Raw genomic sequence first — 19,100 nt, 5'->3', positions numbered from 1 at the left:
CAATATGCATTGCTGCCATGCAAAATTATCTCTTCATAAAATACCGGGTCGTGGGTATCTTCCGATTACTGAATTCCGTCGCCGCCCACCTCCTCCCGGGCCAAGACGGATACGGTCAGCCTTCACCTCCTCCCGATCGCTGACCGACCATTACGACACCCGCCGGATCTCCTCCCCCGGCGGGTGTTGTGGTTTTCAGCTTTCCCAACACGACCTAGCCAAGCGATATTCAATAAATGCAGGCGCGCGACGCCCCTCGAAATGGGCGTATTAGTGCATGTCGCCCAAAAGTGTGCAGCGGTTTTTCAGACAACGACATGCACAAAAACAAAGGCTTGAAGCACCCTGCATGAATCCCTTTGAGATACGATGTGCTTTAAGATTGCTTCATAAAAAAAGTGATCGCTCCCGCTCCACGATTTTCGTGATGAAACCGGCAACCGTCTGGACGCGACGCAGCGGTCTGACTGATTCGTGATAGACCAGCCAGTAGGCGCGTCTGATCGGTGCAATGATTTCGACAGGCACGAGTTCCGGCATCGCACGGGCAATAAATGTGTGCAGGATACCAATTCCGGCTCCTGCCCGAACCGCTTCGGCCTGTCCAAGCGCCGAAGAAATGGCAAAGGCAGAATGCCAATCCGCGTTGAATTCAGCCTCGTAATCAAGTGAGGGACTGACAATCAGGTCCGGGACATAGCCAATCAGCGTATGATCTGCGAGGTCGGCGGCCTTTTTGGGCAGACCACGGCTTTCGACATAACCGCGTGAAGCAAACAGACCGAGTGAATAGTCGACCAGTTTTCCCGCCACCAGGCGTCCCTCTGTTGGTCGTTCCACAGTGATGGCAATATCGGCCTCGCGCCGTGACAGCGAAAATGAGCGTGGCACGGGCACCAACTGGATGGTGAGTTCGCGGTGCAGAGCCGTCAACGCGCCAAGATGCCTGGCCAGAAACGCGACACCGAAGCCGTCGGGAGCGCCAATACGAACCGTGCCCGATACGTCGTCACCTTCCCCCGCAACCGTCGAGCGGGCTGCAATGACATCGGCCTCCATCCGCTCGGCAATCTCAAGGAAGCGCTCACCAGCCGGCGTCAACTCGCTTCCCGTGGTGAGACGGCGAAACAACTTGGTTCTCAATGCTTCTTCGAGTGCAGCAACCCGGCGTGAGACGGTAGCATGGTTCAGTTCCAGCCGCCGTGCCGCACCAAGAATCTGCCCGGCGCGGGCGACCGCGAGAAAAATACGAACGTCGTCCCAGTTCATATTGCTGACACCAATATCAAAACAGCGTGTGGAAAAAACAGACTAACCATGTCTCATGATGCGCCGCGCCTATGCGATAAATCAAGCGCACTCATGTTTTGTTGTCGATTTTATGCACATCTGTTGCGTTTCCGCTCACGTTGCCATGCAGGCTGGAAAAGCCGACAATGCTCACCACAAGACAACATCAGGGAGTGTAGCATGATCGAATATGGTCATTTCATCGGCGGCAAGAACGTCAAAGGCACGTCCGGGCGAGCGGCGGACGTTTTCCAACCGCTTGACGGAACAGTTCGCGCCAAGGTCGCACTAGCATCCAAGGCCGAAATGGACGCAGCGGTAGCCAACGCCAAGGCGGCACAGCCCGCATGGGCGGCGACCAACCCCCAGCGCCGTGCACGCGTCTTCATGAAGTTCCTCGAATTGGTGGCACGCGAAAATGACGCGTTGGCCGAGTTGCTTGCTCGCGAGCATGGCAAGACCATTCCGGATGCCAAGGGAGACATTTTGCGCGGCGTCGAAGTTGTCGAGTTCGCGCTCGGCATTGCCCACCTGATGAAAGGTGAATACACCGAAGGTGCAGGTCCCGGCATTGATCTCTATTCGATCCGCCAGCCACTTGGCGTCGTTGCCGGTATCACGCCATTCAACTTCCCGGCCATGATCCCGATGTGGAAATTCGCGCCGGCAATCGCTTGCGGTAATGCTTTCATTCTAAAGCCTTCGGAACGCGATCCGGGTGTTCCCATGCGGCTGGCAGAATTGATGCTGGAAGCCGGACTGCCCGAAGGCATTCTCAATGTCGTCAATGGAGACAAGGAAGCAGTCGACGCTATTCTGGACCATGATGACATCTCAGCCATTGGTTTCGTCGGCTCGTCCTCGATTGCGCAATATATTTATTCGCGCGGCTGTGCGGCGGGCAAGCGAGTACAATGCTTCGGTGGCGCCAAGAACCACATGATCATCATGCCCGATGCAGACATGGATCAGACCGTGGATGCGCTGGTCGGCGCAGGCTACGGTGCGGCCGGCGAACGTTGCATGGCCGTTTCGGTCGCGGTTCCGGTTGGCAAGGCCACGGCCGACAAGCTGATGGAAAAGCTGATCCCTCGCGTTGAGAGCCTGAAGATCGGGCCTTCCACCGACCCAAGCGCGGACTTCGGACCACTTGTGACAGCGGCAGCACTTGAGCGCGTACGCAACTATGTCGAGATCGGAGTCAAGGAAGGCGCCAAGCTCGCCGTCGATGGCCGCGGCTTCAAGATGCAGGGCTATGAAGACGGCTTTTATCTGGGCGGTTGCCTGTTCGACGATGTTACGCCTGACATGCGCATCTACAAGGAAGAGATTTTCGGACCTGTCTTGTCGGTCGTGCGTGCACATGACTTTGAGGAAGCAGTGCGCCTGCCTTCCGAGCATGAATACGGCAATGGTGTCGCCATATTCACCCGCGACGGCGATGCCGCACGCGATTTCGCCAGCAGGGTAAATGTTGGCATGGTCGGCATTAACGTGCCGATCCCGGTACCGGTTTCATACTACACCTTTGGTGGCTGGAAGAAGTCAGGCTTTGGCGATCTCAACCAGTATGGCCCGGATTCGGTGAAGTTCTACACCAAGACGAAGACGGTAACGTCGCGCTGGCCATCCGGCGTCAAGGAAGGTGCCGAATTCGCCATGCCAACCATGAAATAACAACAGACAACAGATTTCGACGATTGAATGCGCTGCCGTTGAGAAGCGGCGGCGCATTTTTTAACGCGTAGCCGACACTTCGGCGTAGCTGCGCAACTGCGTCATCAACCTGTTCGCCTCATCTGCTGCGGCGTTCGCGTCCCCATCGAGGATTGAGCGGATCAGGGCAATATGCCGCTCAGCGGATTCCGCCAATCCCGTATCGGCTTGGTAGCGGAACCAGAAGCGGCGGCTGTGTGTTTGCAGCGGTGCAGCCAACCGCGACGCAAAGAGATTATCTGCCGCAAGCGCAAGCGCCTCATCGAGCGCCTTGTCTGCTTTCAGGAACGCCAACACATCACCGGCAATCACCGATTTTTGCATCAGCAAAGCAGCGTGTTGAAAGCGCTCTCCTGCCTCACGCGTGACGAAGCGGGCAGCAGATCGGGCAAGGACGGTCTCAACGCCGCGCCGCGCATCGATAACGCGCAGCCAATCGCCGGCATGGAGAGGGGCAATAGCTATGCCTGCCCTCGGGCGAACTTCAAGCAGCCCCTCCCATGCCAGTCGTTGTATCGCTTCACGGACTGGCGTGCGCCCCAATCCGAGCCGTTCGATCAGCGCGCCTTCAGTTACGAAAGCACCAGGCACCAGATCAAGTGTAACGATCATTCGCTCGAGCAACCGGTAGGCTCGGCTCGTTGCAGGTTCGTCCTCGATTGGGTCATCCGAATAGGTCAAGCACGCCTCCTTGATATATTCTTGATATATCATAAGCGGGCACATATTGACAGATACTCCAAAGATAAGATATGCCACTGATATATCAGATGGAGAGCCATTATGTGGACCGGAGTTATTCCCGCCGTTACGACCAAATTCACCGAGGACGACCGCCTCGACCATGCGGAAATGGAGCGCTGTTTCGCGCTTCAAATGGATGCAGGTTGCGATGGCATCATCGTGGCCGGTTCGCTGGGCGAAGGCCCGATGCTTTCGGCTGACGAGAAAATCGAGGTTTTCACGACGGCGCGCAAAGTGGCTGGCAAGAAGCCTGTCCTGCTGACCATCAACGAAGCCGGCACCCGCGAAGCTGCCAATCTTGCCAAGCGCGCCGCAAAAGAAGGCGCCGACGGCCTGATGATCGTGCCAAGCCCGATCTATCATACCAATCCTCGCGAAACAGTGGATGCCCTCAAGGCAGTAGCCGCGGCCGGCGGCTTGCCAGTAATGATCTACTCCAACAAGATCGCCTATCGCGTTGACGTGACCGTTGACGACATGGAAGAATTGGCCACGGACCAGCATTTCGTCGCGATCAAGGAATCTTCTGATGATATTCGTCGCACAACGGAAATCATCAACCGCTTCGAGGATCGTTTCGATCTTTTCACCGGTGTCGACAATCTCGCATTCGAGGCGCTGTCGGTCGGTGCCATCGGCTGGGTCGCAGGTCTTGTAACTGCCTTTCCACGCGAGACCGTGGCCATCTATCAGTTATTGAGACAGGGGCGGCGCGACGAAGCCCTCGCCATTTATCGCTGGTTCCGGCCCCTGCTCGATCTCGATGTCTCCACCTATCTGGTCCAGAATATCAAGCTTGCGGAAGTCCACGCAATCGGCACAAATGACCGCGTGCGCATGCCGCGTCAGCCGCTATCCGGCGAACGGCGCAAGGCCACGGAAAAAATTATCAAGGATGCTTTGGCGGTCCGCCCGGATCTGCCCGGCTTCTGAGGACGAAAAGGCCCCTCTGGCAAATGTCGCATGCCGCGCCGAACCAGAAATTGGATGTCGCCATTATCGGTGGCGGCATCATTGGTATTTCGGTTGCCGCCCATCTTGCCGAGGCGGGCCGCAGCGTCACGGTTTTCGATCGAAGCGGCATCTGCGAAGAAACCAGTTCCGGCAATGCCGCAGCCTTCGCCTTTTCCGACGTGCTGCCATTGGCCCACAAAGGCATGATGCGCAATCTTCCACGATGGCTGGCCGATCCGCTTGGGCCGCTGACTATCCCGCCTGCCTATCTTCCCCAATTGATACCGTGGTTGTGGCGTTTCTGGCGCGCCAGTGCGCCGGGAAAATTCGAGGCCGCATTAACTGCCCAGGCGGCATTGATGACACTCGCGCAAGCTGAATGGTCGGGCTTGATGCAGCGCTCCGGCACGCATCACATGTTGCGAGAAAATGGTTCGCTCGAACTTTATGAGAGTGAGCCGGAATTTCAAACTTCATTGGTAGGTTGGGCGGCGCGCGACAGGTTCAACATTGCCTATCGTCACGTCGACGGCGATGAATTGTCGGACCTGCAACCTGGTCTGGCAAAACGCTTCATCAAAGGCACGTTCGTGCCCGACTGGAAAACGGTGAGTGAGCCCAAGGAACTTGGCAAGGCCGTATGGGCTTATGCCCAGACCAAAGGCGCTCGGTTTGAACAAGCACTGATCACGACCATCGAGGCGAATGAGGAAGATGTCACAATACATCTGGCTAATGGCAGCCAATACCGGGCGCACCAACTTGTCATAGCTGCGGGTGCGTGGTCACATCTTCTGGCAAAAAGTCTGAATGAGCCCATCCCGCTTGAAACGGAGAGAGGTTACAACACGACGCTGCCCGTTGCGGCTTTCGATGTGAAGCGGCAACTGATTTTTTCAAGGCACGGTTTTGTTGTTACGCCTTTGTCGAACGGCTTACGCATTGGTGGAGCCGTAGAACTCGGCGGCCTGAACCGGGCACCCAATTATGCCCGTGCAAAAGCACTGCTCAAAAAAGCCGAAAGGTTCCTGCCCGGGCTCGACCCGAGCGGCGGTCGCGAATGGATGGGATATAGGCCCTCTCTGCCCGACAGTCTGCCCGTGATTGGACGAGCCGTTCACGCACCCTCGGTCTTCTATGCCTTCGGCCACGGCCATCTTGGTCTGACACAGGCCGCCGCGACTGGCAGGCTGGTCCGGGATCTCGTTTCGGGGCAAACGCCTGTCATCGACATCACTCCCTTTTCTCCAGCCCGCTTCTGAATGAGGTAACATATGGCTCGTCATTCGTTCTTTTGCATCGACGGCCACGCATGCGGCAATCCGGTACGTCTCGTTGCCGGTGGTGGCCCTCGTCTCGAAGGCGCCACAATGATGGAACGCCGCGCGCACTTCCTTGCCGAGTACGACTGGATTCGCACTGGCTTGATGTTTGAGCCGCGTGGTCATGACATGATGTCTGGTTCCATTCTCTACCCGTCAACGCGCGATGATTGCGACATCGCCATCCTGTTCATCGAAACATCGGGCTGCCTGCCAATGTGCGGGCATGGCACGATCGGCACTGTTACAATGGCAATCGAGCATGGTCTGGTACAGCCCAGAACGCCGGGCATTTTGAGGCTGGATACCCCCGCCGGGCTTGTGGTGGCCGAGTACAAGCAGGTCGGCGAATATGTCGAGGAAGTGCGCATCACCAATGTGCCATCCTTCCTCTATGCGCAACATCTCGCAGTCGAATGCCCCACCTTGGGACAAATTCATGTCGATGTCGCTTATGGCGGCAACTTCTATGCGATAGTCGATCCGCAGGAGAACTACCGTGACATGGCCGACTACACGGCTGGTGATCTCGTTGCGTGGAGCCCGGTGGTTCGCCAACGCCTCAACGAACAATACGTATTCGTTCATCCGCAAAATCCGAGCATCAACAAACTCACCCACATGCTATGGACCGGCGCGCCAACACATCCGGAAGCGGATGCACGCAACGCAGTTTTCTATGGCGACAAGGCCATCGACCGCTCACCTTGCGGCACGGGTACTTCGGCACGCATGGCACAATTGCACGCCAGGAATAAATTGATGGTCGGTGACAATTTTGTCCATGAGTCGATTATTGGCTCGATCTTCAAGGGCCGCGTCGAGAATGAAATCGAATTGGCCGGAAAATCCGCCATCACACCTTCCGTAGGGGGATGGGCGCGAATGACCGGATTGAATACGATTTTCATCGACGATCGCGACCCGTTCGCTCACGGATTCGTGGTCAAATAGCAAAGGAATGACGCTATGTTTCACCTGAATGAGTTGTTTTCACAATCATGAAACGTGCAATAATCCCTCGACTTATAGAACTTTCGTAGTGATTGTTTCGATTTTTGGAGTAATCTACACCCGATTCATCAATGACATTGTCTTGTGCCAGTGGTAGGTTCCGCAACGGTCCAGCAGCCGATAACGAGGGGAACAGCCTTCGCTGGACAGTTTCCGAAAACGCGGCTTGTGGTTGAAATTTCAAGTTGCAATCCATGCGCGACGCTATAGGACTAGGGAAAAGACTAAAAGGGATGCACCCGTCTCAGGGTGACACTCCAGGGGAGCAGTTTCGACATGCAGTACTTTATCCAGCAGCTTATAAACGGGCTGACGCTGGGATCTATCTATGGCCTCATTGCGATCGGCTATACGATGGTCTACGGCATCATCGGCATGATCAATTTCGCCCACGGCGATATCTTCATGGTCGGAGCCTTCATCGCTCTCATCGTTTTCCTTATTCTCGGCGCGCTGTTTTATTCTGTGCCCGTCGTCATTGCCCTCCTCATCATGATGGTGGTGGCGATGGTGCTGACATCCCTTTACAACTGGGTCATCGAAAAGATGGCGTACCGGCCGCTGCGCGGTTCCTTTCGCCTCGCCCCGTTGATCACTGCAATTGGCATGTCGATAGCCCTTTCCAATTTCGTGCAGGTTACGCAAGGTCCCCGTAACAAGCCCATTCCGCCAATGATCAGCCAGGTTTATAACATCTATGGCATCAGCATTTCATTGAAGCAGATCGTTATCGTGGCTGTAACGGCGGTCCTGCTGGTGGTTTTCTGGTATGTCGTCAACAAAACCGCCCTGGGGCGCGCGCAACGCGCCTGCGAACAGGACCGGAAGATGGCTGCACTGCTCGGCATTGACGTTGACCGCACCATTTCGATCACCTTCATCATCGGCGCATCTCTTGCTGCGGTCGCTGGCACGCTATTCCTGATGTATTACGGTGTCGTGGTCTTCTCCGATGGTTTTGTTCCCGGAGTTAAAGCATTTACCGCAGCCGTTCTCGGTGGCATCGGTTCGGTCCCCGGCGCGGTGATCGGCGGACTTGCGATAGGCTTCATCGAAAGTCTCTGGTCGGCTTATTTCTCTATCGATTACAAGGACGTTGCCGCATTTTCGATCCTTGCGATTGTTTTGATTTTCCTGCCGTCCGGTTTGCTTGGCCGTCCGGAAGTCGAGAAGGTCTGACCTCATGACAACTGACCCATCGAAAACGCTTGCCGGCGGCAGCCACGATTTTGCCAGAGGCTTCCGCGAGGCGATCTTCGCCGGCATTGTCTCGTTCTTCCTGTTCGTCCTGATGATCGGACTGAAGACCGACCAGAACATCCACAATGAACTGATCCTTGTGCCCCGATGGGGATTGCTCGCCGTCGTGGTCATCCTCACCATGATCGGCCGCTTCGTCCAGATCGTCTATGTGGCACCGTTCCTTGCTTCGCAAAAGCTGCACGACCCAAAGACCGGGAAGCTGCCCGATAGCTTTGCGAAACGGTTCTTCCAGAAGAAATACTTGATCGCAGCGATTGTAGTCGCAGCCGTACTCCTTCTGCTCGGCAACGCCTTGCAGGCGGCTGTCGGTCCCTATTGGGGCGTCTATGTCGGAATGTTGCGCGCGGCAGCAATCATCTACGTGCTTGCCTGGCTCCTCTATGCCTACCGCGCGTTCGTCGGTGCGCACTCCTATTCGCTAGGCGTTACCTTGCTGGTATTGTACCCGATCATCATTGTCATGATGTTCGGCTTCCAGGGTTCCCTGAAATGGGTCGACAATTTCGGCATCCAGATCCTCATTTACGTGATGCTGGCATGGGGCCTCAATATCGTTGTCGGTCTGGCAGGCCTGCTCGATCTCGGCTACGTTGCCTTCTACGCCGTGGGTGCCTATTCCTATGCCCTGCTCGGCACCCATTTCGGCTGGTCCTTCTGGATACTCTTGCCCGTCGCTGGCTTCATGGCTGCCTTATGGGGGGTCATACTCGGCTTTCCCGTTCTGAGACTGCGCGGCGACTATCTTGCAATTGTCACACTTGCATTCGGTGAAATCATCCGCCTTGTGCTGATCAACTGGCGCGAAGTCACCAATGGCGCGGCCGGCGTCTCCGGCGTCCCGAAAGTCAGTTTCTTTGGGCTGATTTCGTTCAACGTGTCAGACCCCAACTACATCTCCAAGGTTTTTGACATTGCCCAGTCGGGTGCCTACTACAAGATATTCCTCTACTATCTTATCCTGCTGCTGTGCCTGTTGACGGCATTCGTGACCATTCGCTTGCGCAGGATGCCCGTCGGGCGGGCTTGGGAAGCTCTACGCGAAGATGAAATCGCCTGTCGTTCGCTGGGCATCAACACGACAACCACGAAACTTACCGCCTTTGCCACGGGCGCCATGTTCGGTGGATTTGCAGGTTCCTTCTTTGCTGCCAGGCAAGGGTTCGTCAGCCCCGAATCCTTCATCTTTCTGGAATCCGCGATTATTCTCGCAATCGTCGTTCTGGGTGGTATGGGGTCGCTCGGAGGCATTTTCATCGCCGCTGTGGTGATGATTGGCGGTACGGAAATCCTGCGTGAAATGCAGTTCCTCAAGTTGATTTTCGGACCGGACTTCACACCTGAACTCTACCGCATGCTGCTGTTCGGTCTAGCCATGGTGATCGTCATGGTCTGGAAACCTCGCGGCTTTGTCGGCAGCCGGGAACCGACAGCCTTCCTGAGAGAACGAAAAGCCGTATCCGCCTCATTTACCAAGGAAGGACACGGCTGATGAATACAAATACAGCCATGACCACGCCAATTCTTCAGGTTGAACATCTGTCGATGAAATTTGGTGGCCTTGTCGCCATTGGCGACCTGTCATTTGCCGTAAAACGCGGTGAAATCACCGCGCTTATCGGCCCCAATGGCGCAGGCAAGACCACGGTGTTCAATTGCATAACCGGATTTTACAAGCCGACCGAAGGCATGATCCGCCTCGCCAGCAAGAACGGTGGCGAATTCCTGCTTGAACGAATGGCCGACTTCCAGATTACGGCCAAGGCCAAAGTCGCCCGAACTTTCCAGAACATCCGCCTGTTTTCCGGCATGACAACCTTGGAAAACCTCCTGGTGGCGCAACACAACAAACTGATGAAAGCTTCCGGCTACACAGTGCTGGGCCTGCTTGGCATCGGCAATTATCGCCAGGCATCGGCAGAATCCATCGATCTGGCAAAGCACTGGCTGGAAAAGGCCGAACTCGTTGATCGCGCCGATGATCCTGCTGGCGATCTGCCTTACGGCGCGCAGCGGCGGCTTGAGATTGCCCGCGCAATGTGCACTGGCCCGGAACTCCTCTGTCTGGACGAACCGGCGGCGGGACTGAACCCAAGGGAATCGCTCGCGCTCAACACATTGTTGCTCGACATCAAGAAAAGCACGGGCACGTCAATTCTGTTGATCGAACACGATATGTCAGTCGTGATGCAGATATCAGATCACGTGGTTGTACTCGAATATGGACGCAAGATTTCCGACGGCGATCCCGACATGGTCAAGACGGATCCGCGCGTCATCGCAGCCTATCTTGGCGTTGACGACGAAGAGGTGGAAACGGCTCTGACCGAGGTCGGAGACGAAAGCGTCATTGAAGAACTCGATGTTGTTCCCGGTCACGGGCACCGTCCCGACGATTCGTCATCCATGCTTGCCGGACCGCTGGACGACACCGTCACCCACGGCGACGGCGAACGCGTTACTGTCGAAAAAGGCGCATCCAAGAGCGCACGTGTGAAAACGAAACCACGCACCAAGACAGCAGCAGCGAAGTCCCCTGGCATCAAGGCCAAGACCGGCAAAGCAACTTCGCCCGCCAAGTCAGCATCCAAAATACCCACCAAGACAGCAACACCGGCAAAGCCAGCGCCAACAGCCAAAGCTATCACCAACCGCCTTGCCGCACCGCGCGGCGGAAAAGCCGATGACCTGCTTGCCATCAAAGGCATCGGCCCGGTCAATCAAAAGAAGCTCAACGAACATGGCATATTCCATTTCGATCAGATAGCGGCATGGAAGAAAAATGACGTCGTGGCAGCCGAAGCCTATCTTGCTTTCGATGGGCGCATAGCTCGCGAGGATTGGGTCAAGCAAGCCAAGCTGCTTGCCAAGCAGGGGTCGGCACCAAAGTCTGGCAAGCGCGGGGGCGTAAATAATGGCCAACAAAACGCTGCTCGACATCAAGGGCGTTCAGACCTTCTACGGCAACATTCAGGCGCTGCATGGTGTCGACGTCTCAGTCAACGAAGGTGAAATCGTGGCGTTGATCGGTGCCAATGGCGCCGGCAAATCAACCCTCATGATGACAATCTTTGGGGCACCAAGGGCGCGCACCGGTACGATCTCCTTTGCCGGCAAAGACATCACCCAACTACCAACCCACGAGATTGCCCGCATGCGTATTGCGCAATCGCCCGAAGGGCGGCGGATATTCCCGCGCATGACGGTTCTGGAAAACCTTCAGATGGGAGCCAGCCTCGACAATCTCAAATATTACGAAGAAGACGTCGAAAAGGTCTTCACGCTGTTTCCACGTTTGAAAGAGCGCATCGGCCAGCGTGGCGGCACTTTGTCGGGCGGCGAACAGCAAATGTTGTCGATTGGCCGGGCATTGATGGCCAGGCCGAAATTGTTGCTGCTTGACGAACCATCGCTTGGACTGGCTCCATTGATCGTCAAGCAGATTTTCGACGCCATTCGCGAACTGAACCGCACGCAGGGATTAACAGTCTTCCTGGTCGAGCAAAACGCTTTTGGTGCCTTGAAACTCGCCACGCGCGGCTATGTCATGGTCAATGGCAGTGTGACCATGAGCGGTACGGGCAAGGAATTGCTCGCCAATCCTGAAGTGCGCGCTGCCTATCTCGAAGGCGGACGTCACTGATTCCGGGAGTTATCATCATGCAAGGTATTATCTACGAAGAACCCTCGGTCTGGCAGTTCTTCTTTGTCACCTGTCTTCTCGGCGGATGGGCAGCCTGGATGACGGGCCGCGCCAGCGCGCAAACGTGGAGATCTCAGACCACTTTGTTCTTTTACGTACTCGGTCTGGGTTTCGGCATCAGGTTCATTCATTACGCCTTGTTCGAAGGCACGATGTTTTCGGCGCAATACTATCTCATCGACACTGCAGTCCTGATGATTGTTGCCTTCATCGGCTACCAATACACACGCACCAATCAAATGGTCACGCAGTACAACTGGCTTTATGAGAAAGTCTCGCCATTGAGTTGGAAATCAAAGAATTAAGGTTCACCATTAACGCCGTTTCAAAGTTGAAACGGCGTGACAACTGCCAGAAAATCGGCAAAGTACACTTTCTGCGATCAGAGTGGGCATCGCATGAAAGCATCTTTCAGGCCCACTCCGTAAATGGGAGCGTTAAATGAAGAAATCACTTTTGTCCGCGGTAGCTCTGTCCGCACTGCTTGCGTTCAGCGGCGGTGCCTGGGCTGATGTTCTACTCGGCGTTGCCGGCCCGATCACCGGCCCCAACGCAGCCTTTGGCGCACAGTTGCAAAAAGGTGCCGAGCAGGCCGCTGCCGACATCAATGCAGCCGGTGGCATGAACGGCGAGCAGATCAAGGTTAGCGTCGGTGACGATGCTGCAGATCCAAAGCAAGGCATTTCGGTAGCCAACAAATTCGTCGCCGACGGCGTCAAATTCGTTGTAGGCCACTTCAACTCGGGCGTATCCATCCCGACATCGGAAGTTTACGCTGAAAACGGCATTTTGCAGGTAACTCCGGCTTCCACCAACCCGACCTTCACCGAACGCGGCCTGTGGAACACCTTCCGCGTCTGCGGTCGTGACGATCAGCAGGGCGAAGTTGCCGGCGCTTATATTGCCGCAAACTTCAAAGATGCCAAGGTTGCCGTGATCCACGACAAGACGCCTTATGGTCAGGGTCTTGCCGACGAAACCAAGAAGGCGCTTAACGCCGCTGGCATGAATGAAGTCATGTATGAAGGCATCAATGTTGGCGACAAGGACTTCTCGGCGCTTATCGCCAAGATGAAAGAAGCCGGCGTAACACTGATCTATTGGGGTGGCCTTCACACCGAAGCCGGTCTGATCATTCGCCAGGCGGCTGACCAAGGTCTCAAGGCTCCATTGTTCTCGGGCGACGGCATCGTCTCGAACGAACTTGCCTCGATCGCTGGCGACGCGGTTGCCGGTACCTACAACACCTTCGGGCCAGACCCACGTCAGAACCCGAACGCCAAGGATATCGTTGAGAAGTTCCGCGCAGCCGGCTTTGAGCCAGAGGCTTACACGCTCTACTCATATGCAGCCACGCAGGTCATTGCACAGGCAGCCAACGCTGCCGGTTCCAACGATCCGCAGGAAGTTGCCAAGGCTATCAAGGCAAAAGGCCCGTTCAAGACTGTTCTTGGCGAGCTCTCCTTTGACGAAAAAGGCGACCGTACCGACGCTGACTACGTAATTTATCAGTGGAAAAAGGGCGACGACGGAAAGTACAACTACTTCCAGCTCTAATAGCCTTAAGTTCATTTTTAGCGAAATGCCCGGCGTTTTACGCCGGGCATTTTTGTATCTCCGACGATTTGCGTCTGTTCATGCATCATTGCCGTTTGCGCCGCAGCATTTTCGCGCTATTCATGCGCGCCCCCTGATATCCCTGCCTGCGGAGTGTGTTCTTGGCTATCAATAAAATCCTTGTCGCTAATCGATCCGAAATTGCCATCCGTGTGTTCCGCGCGGCCAATGAACTTGGCCTCAAAACGGTCGCCATATGGGCCGAAGAAGACAAATATTCACTCCACCGCTTCAAGGCTGACGAAAGTTATCAGGTCGGTCGCGGACTGCATCTGGCCAAGGACATGGGACCGATCGAGAGTTATCTTTCGATCGAAGAAGTGATCCGCGTTGCAAAGCTTTCAGGCGCGGATGCCATCCACCCCGGCTATGGCCTGTTGTCCGAAAGTCCGGAATTTGCCGAAGCCTGCGCCGAGGCCGGCATCACCTTTATCGGGCCAAAGCCTGAGACGATGCGCAGGCTTGGCAACAAGGTGGCGGCCCGCAATCTCGCCATCGAGATCGGTGTGCCGGTAGTGCCTGCAACAGACCCTTTGCCCGACGATATGGAGGAGGTGAAGAAGCTTGCAAAAACAGTCGGCTATCCGCTCATGCTCAAAGCGTCCTGGGGTGGCGGCGGGCGCGGCATGCGCGCCATTCGCGCGGAAACAGACCTTGCCCGCGAGGTCATGGAAGGCAAGCGCGAAGCCAAGGCCGCCTTTGGCAAGGATGAGGTCTATCTTGAGAAACTGATCGAGCGCGCCCGTCATGTCGAGGTGCAAGTCCTTGGCGATACCCACGGTAACGCCGTTCATCTTTTCGAACGTGACTGCTCAATCCAGCGTCGAAACCAGAAGGTTGTTGAACGCGCGCCTGCGCCTTATCTGGATGCCGCCCAGCGAGAAGAATTGTGCGGCTACGCACTCAAGCTCGCCAGCGACACCAGCTATATCGGGGCCGGAACCGTCGAATTCCTGATGGATGTGGATTCGGGGAAATTCTACTTTATCGAGGTCAATCCCCGTATTCAGGTCGAGCACACGGTTACCGAAGAAGTGACCGGCATTGATATCGTCAAGGCACAGATCCACATTCTCGATGGCTTTGCCATAGGCACGCCCCAATCTGGCGTTCCCGCCCAGAAGGATATTCGCCTCAACGGTCATGCCTTGCAGTGCCGTATCACCACGGAAGATCCCGAACAGAACTTCATTCCCGACTATGGCCGCATCACCGCATACCGCGGCGCCACCGGTTTCGGCATCCGTCTTGACGGTGGCACTGCCTATTCAGGTGCGGTCATTACCCGATTCTACGATCCGCTCCTGGAGAAAGTGACGGCTTGGGCCCCGACTTCTGGAGAAGTTATCGCACGCATGAACCGCGCCTTGCGCGAGTTCCGCATTCGCGGCGTGGCGACAAACCTCACTTTTCTCGAAGCCATCATCAACCATCAAAGTTTTGCCGATAATTCCTATACGACGAAGTTCATCGACACGACACCTGCCCTATTCACCCAGGTCAAACGCCGGGACCGAGCCACGAAGCTGCTCAACTATCTTGGCGATGTCAGTGTAAATGGCCATCCAGAAACACGCGATCGGCCACGGCCCAATCCCGATGCGGCACTTCCCCTCGCTCCTGTCCTGACAAGCGCCATCCCCGATGGCACGCGACAGATGCTGGATCGAGTGGGTCCGCAGAAGTTTGCTGCCTGGATGCGCGAACAGAAGCAGGTTTTGATCACCGACACCACAATGCGTGACGGGCATCAGTCCTTGCTGGCAACGCGGGTGCGCACCCATGACATTGCCAATATTGCCAGCACCTATGCGCGTGCCTTGCCGCAACTTCTGTCACTAGAGTGCTGGGGCGGCGCGACCTTCGATGTCGCCATGCGCTTTCTCACTGAAGACCCGTGGGAACGTCTCGCGCTGGTACGTGAGCGCGCACCCAACATCCTGTTGCAAATGCTGCTGCGCGGCGCCAACGGCGTTGGCTACACCAATTATCCAGATAACGTCGTCCAGCATTTCGTCAAGCAGGCAGCCGATGGCGGCGTCGATCTCTTCAGGGTCTTCGATTGCCTGAATTGGGTCGAAAACATGCGCGTTTCAATGGATGCGGTTGGCGCGCAAGGCAAGCTTTGCGAAGCAGCCATGTGCTATACCGGCGATATACTTGACCCCGAACGTGCCAAATACGACCTCAAATATTACGTCGGACTGGCCAAGGAACTGGAGATGGCCGGCGCGCATATTATTGCCGTCAAGGATATGGCCGGTTTACTGAAGCCGGCCGCGGCCCGCGCGCTGTTCAAGGCGTTGCGCGATGCCACGGACTTGCCGATCCATTTCCATACGCATGATACGTCTGGCCTGTCCGCCGCAACCGTATTGGCAGCCGTCGAAAGCGGCGTTGACGCAATCGACGCCGCGATGGATTCGTTTTCCGGTAACACGGCACAGCCTTGTCTGGGTTCAATTGTGGAGGCGTTGAAGGGAACCGAACGCGACCCCGGCCTTGATCCGCATTGGATCAGAAAGATCTCGTTCTATTGGGAGGCTGTGCGCAACCAGTACGCCGCCTTCGAAAGCGACCTCAAAGGGCCGGCATCGGAAGTCTACCTCCATGAAATGCCCGGCGGCCAGTTCACCAATCTGAAGGAGCAAGCCCGCTCGCTTGGCCTTGAAACACGTTGGCATGAGGTGGCGCAGGCGTATCACGACGTCAATTTGATGTTCGGCGATATCGTCAAGGTTACGCCCTCGTCAAAAGTTGTCGGCGATATGGCCCTGATGATGATCAGCCAGGACCTCACCGTCGCCGACGTCGAGAACCCAGACAAGGATATTGCCTTTCCCGACTCCGTCATCTCCATGTTGCGCGGCGATCTCGGCCAATCGCCGGGCGGCTGGCCGCAAGCCCTCCAGAAGAAAGCCCTCAAAGGCACCGACCCGATCAATGTCAGGCCCGGCTCGCTTTTGAAGCCATTGGATTTGCAGGAAAAACGCAAAGAGATTGAAGAAAAGCTCGAGCGCAAGCTGACCGAATACGAGTTTGCATCTTGGCTGATGTACCCAAAGGTTTTTTCCGACTTCGCCGCAGCGCAGGAAACCTACGGACCCGTCAGTGTATTGCCGACGCCGATCTATTTCTATGGAATGGAACCAACTGACGAGGCATTCCTCGATCTCGAAAAAGGCAAGACATTGGTGGTGCGCTGTCTCGCCATCGGCGATGTCGATGACAAAGGCATGGTCACCGTCTTCTTTGAGCTCAACGGACAACCGCGCCGGGTAAAGGTGCCCGATCGTGCGCATGGCGCATCCGCCATCAAGGCACGCCCCAAGGCCGAACCTGGAAACGACATGCATGTCGGCGCACCGATGCCCGGCGTCGTCTCGACTGTTGCCATATCAGCCGGACAGACGGTCAAATCCGGCGACGTACTCCTGTCGATCGAAGCCATGAAAATGGAAACGGCACTTCATGCGGAGCGCGACGGTACGATCACCGAAGTTCTGGTGAAGACTGGCGACCAGATCGACGCCAAGGACCTGCTTGTCGTCTTTGGATGACATCAAGCAAAGACGCTTATGGATACACAATACCGATTGGACGAGATGGCGATAAACAACTTGACCGACCGCCACCTGTCGGGCATCGAACCCACCGAAAAGCCGCAGTACGATTAACGAGTCGCGGCTGAACAAACACCGGCAAGCAGGAATTCCTCTCCCGCCCCGATAACAAGGATTTGGGTAGCAAGCCGGTTCAATAGTACCGATGCTACCTACAAGCAAACAATTTGGAGATCGACATGGCCGACGACATCACTGAAACCAGTCAGACAGTTGCAGCCGGCCAGTTGCGCGCCCTGATCGAGCGCATCGAACGGCTTGAAGAAGAAAAAAGACCATTGCCGACGACATCAAGGAAGTGTTTGCCGAAGCCAAGGGGACCGGCTTCGACACCAAGGCCATCCGCACGATCATTCGTCTTCGCAAGCAGGATCAGACAGAGCGCCAGGAAGCAGAAGCCATCATCGACCTCTACATGAACGCGCTCGGAATGGTGTAAAAGCAATTACTTGGAGTGGTTCGGTGCTTCTATCGAAAGCTGAACCGCTTTTGAGTGGGGTGAGGAAACTGTGCAGCGGTTTTCCGCTCTCAATCATTGGAAACGATCACGTTCATGATTTTGGATCGGTTCGATCCCATATCCTCCTGATCCAGAGGTGTTCCGAAAACCGCGTGCAGGAATTCGCCAATCCAGCGCTTGAGCTGCATATCCCAAATCAGCCGCCCACCGAGATGGTCGCGCCCCGGTTGGGCTCCGGGAAGCACAAAACGATGCGCACCACGCACCACCCAGCGGTGCATCATCAACTGCGTCAACTCGCCGTGAAATTGAATGCCCCAGGCATTATTGCCATAGCGGAATGCCTGATTGGGGTAGGTCTCGGCTGTTGCCAGAAGCGTCGCATCCTTGGGCAGTGAAAATCCTTCGCGGTGAAACTGATAGACCATATTTGGCCAATGCAGCAGCTTATGGCCCTGCTCGGTGGCTTTTAGGGGGTACCAGCCAATCTCCACCAGCCCATTGTCATGGCTTTCCACCTTGCCGCCCAGATGGTTGACCAGCATTTGCGCGCCAAGGCAAATCCCCAGGAACGGCTTGTCTTCCCTCAAAGGTATCTTCAACCAGTCGGTTTCCCGCCGCACGAATTCATCTTGGTCGTTCGCGCTCATGGGTCCACCAAATGCGACGGCGCCTGCATGTTTTTCAAGCGTGTCGGGCAAGCTGTCACCCAGCGGTGGGCGACGAATATCGAGATCAAAGCCTTTCTCGATAAGCATATGTCCAACACGTCCGGGGCTCGACGTCTCCTGATGCAGGATGATCAGGATTTGAGGTCGACGGCTGGCTGGCATGGAAAAAGAACCCTGAAAACTCTCAGATGTATATCACTCGTCACTGGATGCGCCAGTTGCGCCTGGCGCTTTCGCCGCGGCTTTGCGGCGCGCTTCCACACGATCACGGCGTTCAACACCAATCAACTCGGCAACGCGCCAGACAGTGTTGTCTTCAAGTTCATGCAACTCGCCATCCGCATAAACAATGTCCCACATCAGGCCAATAAAATTCTTGCGCGCTTCAGCGTCGAGATGGCGTTTTAGCACACTGGTGAAAGCATAAAGATCAACGGATTCATTGTCTGCCTGCTCACCTGCCTGTGCCAGCTTGCTCAGTTCATCGCCGTCAAGCCCGTAGGTTTTGGAAAGTGCCGCTTTGAAGTGATCCCATTCGACATCCTGGCGAACGCCATCGACGTTCATAATGTGGTAGAGCAATGCCGAGGCAGCAACGCGCGGATCGTCTTCCGCTTCATGGCCTCCATTGGCACCCCCAACGGGCAGTTCCTTGAGGAAGGACAAAACACGCTCAAACATCGGCTATTCCAGTTCGATTTTCATGAATGTTCAAGGTGCAGACGT

General features: G+C 55.8%; 14 protein-coding genes and 3 pseudogenes. 13 read left to right on the top strand and 4 right to left on the bottom strand.

Annotation, left to right across the window (positions count from 1 at the left end):
- Positions 1–387 precede the first annotated feature (387 nt).
- Entirely contained in the window at positions 388–1,269 is an 882-nt protein-coding gene (locus AC0L7S_RS10995) for a LysR family transcriptional regulator (RefSeq protein ID WP_473470916.1), read from the bottom strand.
- A gap of 201 nt (positions 1,270–1,470) precedes the next feature.
- Here AC0L7S_RS10995 and AC0L7S_RS10990 point away from each other — a divergent pair, with 201 nt between their 5' ends.
- Positions 1,471–2,967 (top strand): CoA-acylating methylmalonate-semialdehyde dehydrogenase, encoded by a 1,497-nt coding sequence (locus tag AC0L7S_RS10990; protein WP_473470915.1) that lies wholly within the window; start codon positions 1,471–1,473, stop codon positions 2,965–2,967.
- A gap of 60 nt (positions 2,968–3,027) precedes the next feature.
- Here the strand turns inward: AC0L7S_RS10990 and AC0L7S_RS10985 are convergent, their stop codons facing one another.
- Complete coding sequence (locus AC0L7S_RS10985) at positions 3,028–3,720, bottom strand: GntR family transcriptional regulator (protein WP_473474264.1); 693 nt, start codon at positions 3,718–3,720, stop codon at positions 3,028–3,030.
- A 69-nt stretch (positions 3,721–3,789) separates the two neighbouring features.
- On the opposite strand from AC0L7S_RS10985, the gene AC0L7S_RS10980 reads away from it, so the two are divergent.
- From AC0L7S_RS10980 to AC0L7S_RS10925, 12 genes and pseudogenes are all read left to right on the top strand, one after another.
- A complete protein-coding gene (locus AC0L7S_RS10980; protein ID WP_473470914.1) occupies positions 3,790–4,683 on the top strand; it encodes a dihydrodipicolinate synthase family protein in 894 nt (297 codons plus the stop codon).
- Positions 4,684–4,706: 23 nt separating this feature from the next.
- The gene (locus tag AC0L7S_RS10975; protein ID WP_473470913.1) at positions 4,707–5,966 is read left to right on the top strand and encodes an NAD(P)/FAD-dependent oxidoreductase; all 1,260 of its coding nucleotides are present in this window, start codon (positions 4,707–4,709) and stop codon (positions 5,964–5,966) included.
- A 12-nt stretch (positions 5,967–5,978) separates the two neighbouring features.
- Positions 5,979–6,980, top strand: a complete 1,002-nt coding sequence (locus AC0L7S_RS10970) for a 4-hydroxyproline epimerase (RefSeq protein ID WP_473470912.1) — start codon at positions 5,979–5,981, stop codon at positions 6,978–6,980.
- Between the two features lie 336 nt (positions 6,981–7,316).
- Positions 7,317–8,219, top strand: coding sequence for a branched-chain amino acid ABC transporter permease (locus AC0L7S_RS10965; RefSeq protein ID WP_473470911.1), 903 nt, complete (start codon positions 7,317–7,319; stop codon positions 8,217–8,219).
- Between the two features lie 4 nt (positions 8,220–8,223).
- Positions 8,224–8,517, top strand: a pseudogene (locus AC0L7S_RS10960) (DUF3382 domain-containing protein); the annotation flags it as partial.
- 216 nt (positions 8,518–8,733) lie between these two features.
- A pseudogene (gene livM, locus AC0L7S_RS10955) lies at positions 8,734–9,792 on the top strand (high-affinity branched-chain amino acid ABC transporter permease LivM); the annotation flags it as partial.
- A complete protein-coding gene (locus tag AC0L7S_RS10950; RefSeq protein ID WP_473470910.1) occupies positions 9,792–11,312 on the top strand; it encodes an ATP-binding cassette domain-containing protein in 1,521 nt (506 codons plus the stop codon). The pseudogene livM and the gene AC0L7S_RS10950, both read left to right, overlap by 1 nt.
- Entirely contained in the window at positions 11,215–11,943 is a 729-nt protein-coding gene (locus tag AC0L7S_RS10945) for an ABC transporter ATP-binding protein (protein WP_473470908.1), read from the top strand. The genes AC0L7S_RS10950 and AC0L7S_RS10945 overlap by 98 nt, the downstream gene beginning before the upstream one ends.
- A 17-nt stretch (positions 11,944–11,960) precedes the next feature.
- Positions 11,961–12,308: a DUF6867 family protein gene (locus AC0L7S_RS10940; RefSeq protein WP_473470907.1), complete on the top strand. Its 348-nt coding sequence runs from the start codon at positions 11,961–11,963 to the stop codon at positions 12,306–12,308.
- A 136-nt stretch (positions 12,309–12,444) separates the two neighbouring features.
- Positions 12,445–13,560: a branched-chain amino acid ABC transporter substrate-binding protein gene (locus AC0L7S_RS10935; RefSeq protein ID WP_473470905.1), complete on the top strand. Its 1,116-nt coding sequence runs from the start codon at positions 12,445–12,447 to the stop codon at positions 13,558–13,560.
- Positions 13,561–13,721: 161 nt separating this feature from the next.
- The gene (pyc, locus tag AC0L7S_RS10930) at positions 13,722–17,180 is read left to right on the top strand and encodes a pyruvate carboxylase (protein WP_473470904.1); all 3,459 of its coding nucleotides are present in this window, start codon (positions 13,722–13,724) and stop codon (positions 17,178–17,180) included.
- Between the two features lie 242 nt (positions 17,181–17,422).
- Positions 17,423–17,682: pseudogene (locus tag AC0L7S_RS10925) on the top strand (DUF2312 domain-containing protein).
- Positions 17,683–17,771: 89 nt separating this feature from the next.
- Here AC0L7S_RS10925 and AC0L7S_RS10920 read toward each other — a convergent pair.
- Both AC0L7S_RS10920 and AC0L7S_RS10915 read right to left on the bottom strand, forming a co-directional pair.
- Positions 17,772–18,536, bottom strand: a complete 765-nt coding sequence (locus AC0L7S_RS10920) for a glutamine amidotransferase (protein WP_473470903.1) — start codon at positions 18,534–18,536, stop codon at positions 17,772–17,774.
- Between the two features lie 33 nt (positions 18,537–18,569).
- Positions 18,570–19,055, bottom strand: a complete 486-nt coding sequence (locus AC0L7S_RS10915; protein WP_473470901.1) for a tellurite resistance TerB family protein — start codon at positions 19,053–19,055, stop codon at positions 18,570–18,572.
- Between the last annotated feature and the right edge of the window lie 45 nt (positions 19,056–19,100).

This window comes from Mesorhizobium sp. G2-6-1, assembly GCF_055809095.1.
Note: the sequence above shows the minus strand (reverse complement) of the source record. Positions and strands in the feature narration are given on the sequence as shown.

Excerpts from the sequence above, each read along its gene's own strand:
- AC0L7S_RS10915 (WP_473470901.1), bottom strand. The coding sequence starts at position 19,055 with ATGTTTGAGCGTGTTTTGTCCTTCCTCAAGGAACTGCCCGTTGGGGGT.
- AC0L7S_RS10980 (WP_473470914.1), top strand. The coding sequence starts at position 3,790 with ATGTGGACCGGAGTTATTCCCGCCGTTACGACCAAATTCACCGAGGAC.
- AC0L7S_RS10920 (WP_473470903.1), bottom strand. The coding sequence starts at position 18,536 with ATGCCAGCCAGCCGTCGACCTCAAATCCTGATCATCCTGCATCAGGAG.
- AC0L7S_RS10985 (WP_473474264.1), bottom strand. The coding sequence starts at position 3,720 with ATGATATATCAAGAATATATCAAGGAGGCGTGCTTGACCTATTCGGAT.
- AC0L7S_RS10970 (WP_473470912.1), top strand. The coding sequence starts at position 5,979 with ATGGCTCGTCATTCGTTCTTTTGCATCGACGGCCACGCATGCGGCAAT.
- AC0L7S_RS10940 (WP_473470907.1), top strand. The coding sequence starts at position 11,961 with ATGCAAGGTATTATCTACGAAGAACCCTCGGTCTGGCAGTTCTTCTTT.
- AC0L7S_RS10990 (WP_473470915.1), top strand. The coding sequence starts at position 1,471 with ATGATCGAATATGGTCATTTCATCGGCGGCAAGAACGTCAAAGGCACG.
- AC0L7S_RS10935 (WP_473470905.1), top strand. The coding sequence starts at position 12,445 with ATGAAGAAATCACTTTTGTCCGCGGTAGCTCTGTCCGCACTGCTTGCG.
- AC0L7S_RS10945 (WP_473470908.1), top strand. The coding sequence starts at position 11,215 with ATGGCCAACAAAACGCTGCTCGACATCAAGGGCGTTCAGACCTTCTAC.
- AC0L7S_RS10965 (WP_473470911.1), top strand. The coding sequence starts at position 7,317 with ATGCAGTACTTTATCCAGCAGCTTATAAACGGGCTGACGCTGGGATCT.
- AC0L7S_RS10975 (WP_473470913.1), top strand. The coding sequence starts at position 4,707 with ATGTCGCATGCCGCGCCGAACCAGAAATTGGATGTCGCCATTATCGGT.
- AC0L7S_RS10950 (WP_473470910.1), top strand. The coding sequence starts at position 9,792 with ATGAATACAAATACAGCCATGACCACGCCAATTCTTCAGGTTGAACAT.
- AC0L7S_RS10995 (WP_473470916.1), bottom strand. The coding sequence starts at position 1,269 with ATGAACTGGGACGACGTTCGTATTTTTCTCGCGGTCGCCCGCGCCGGG.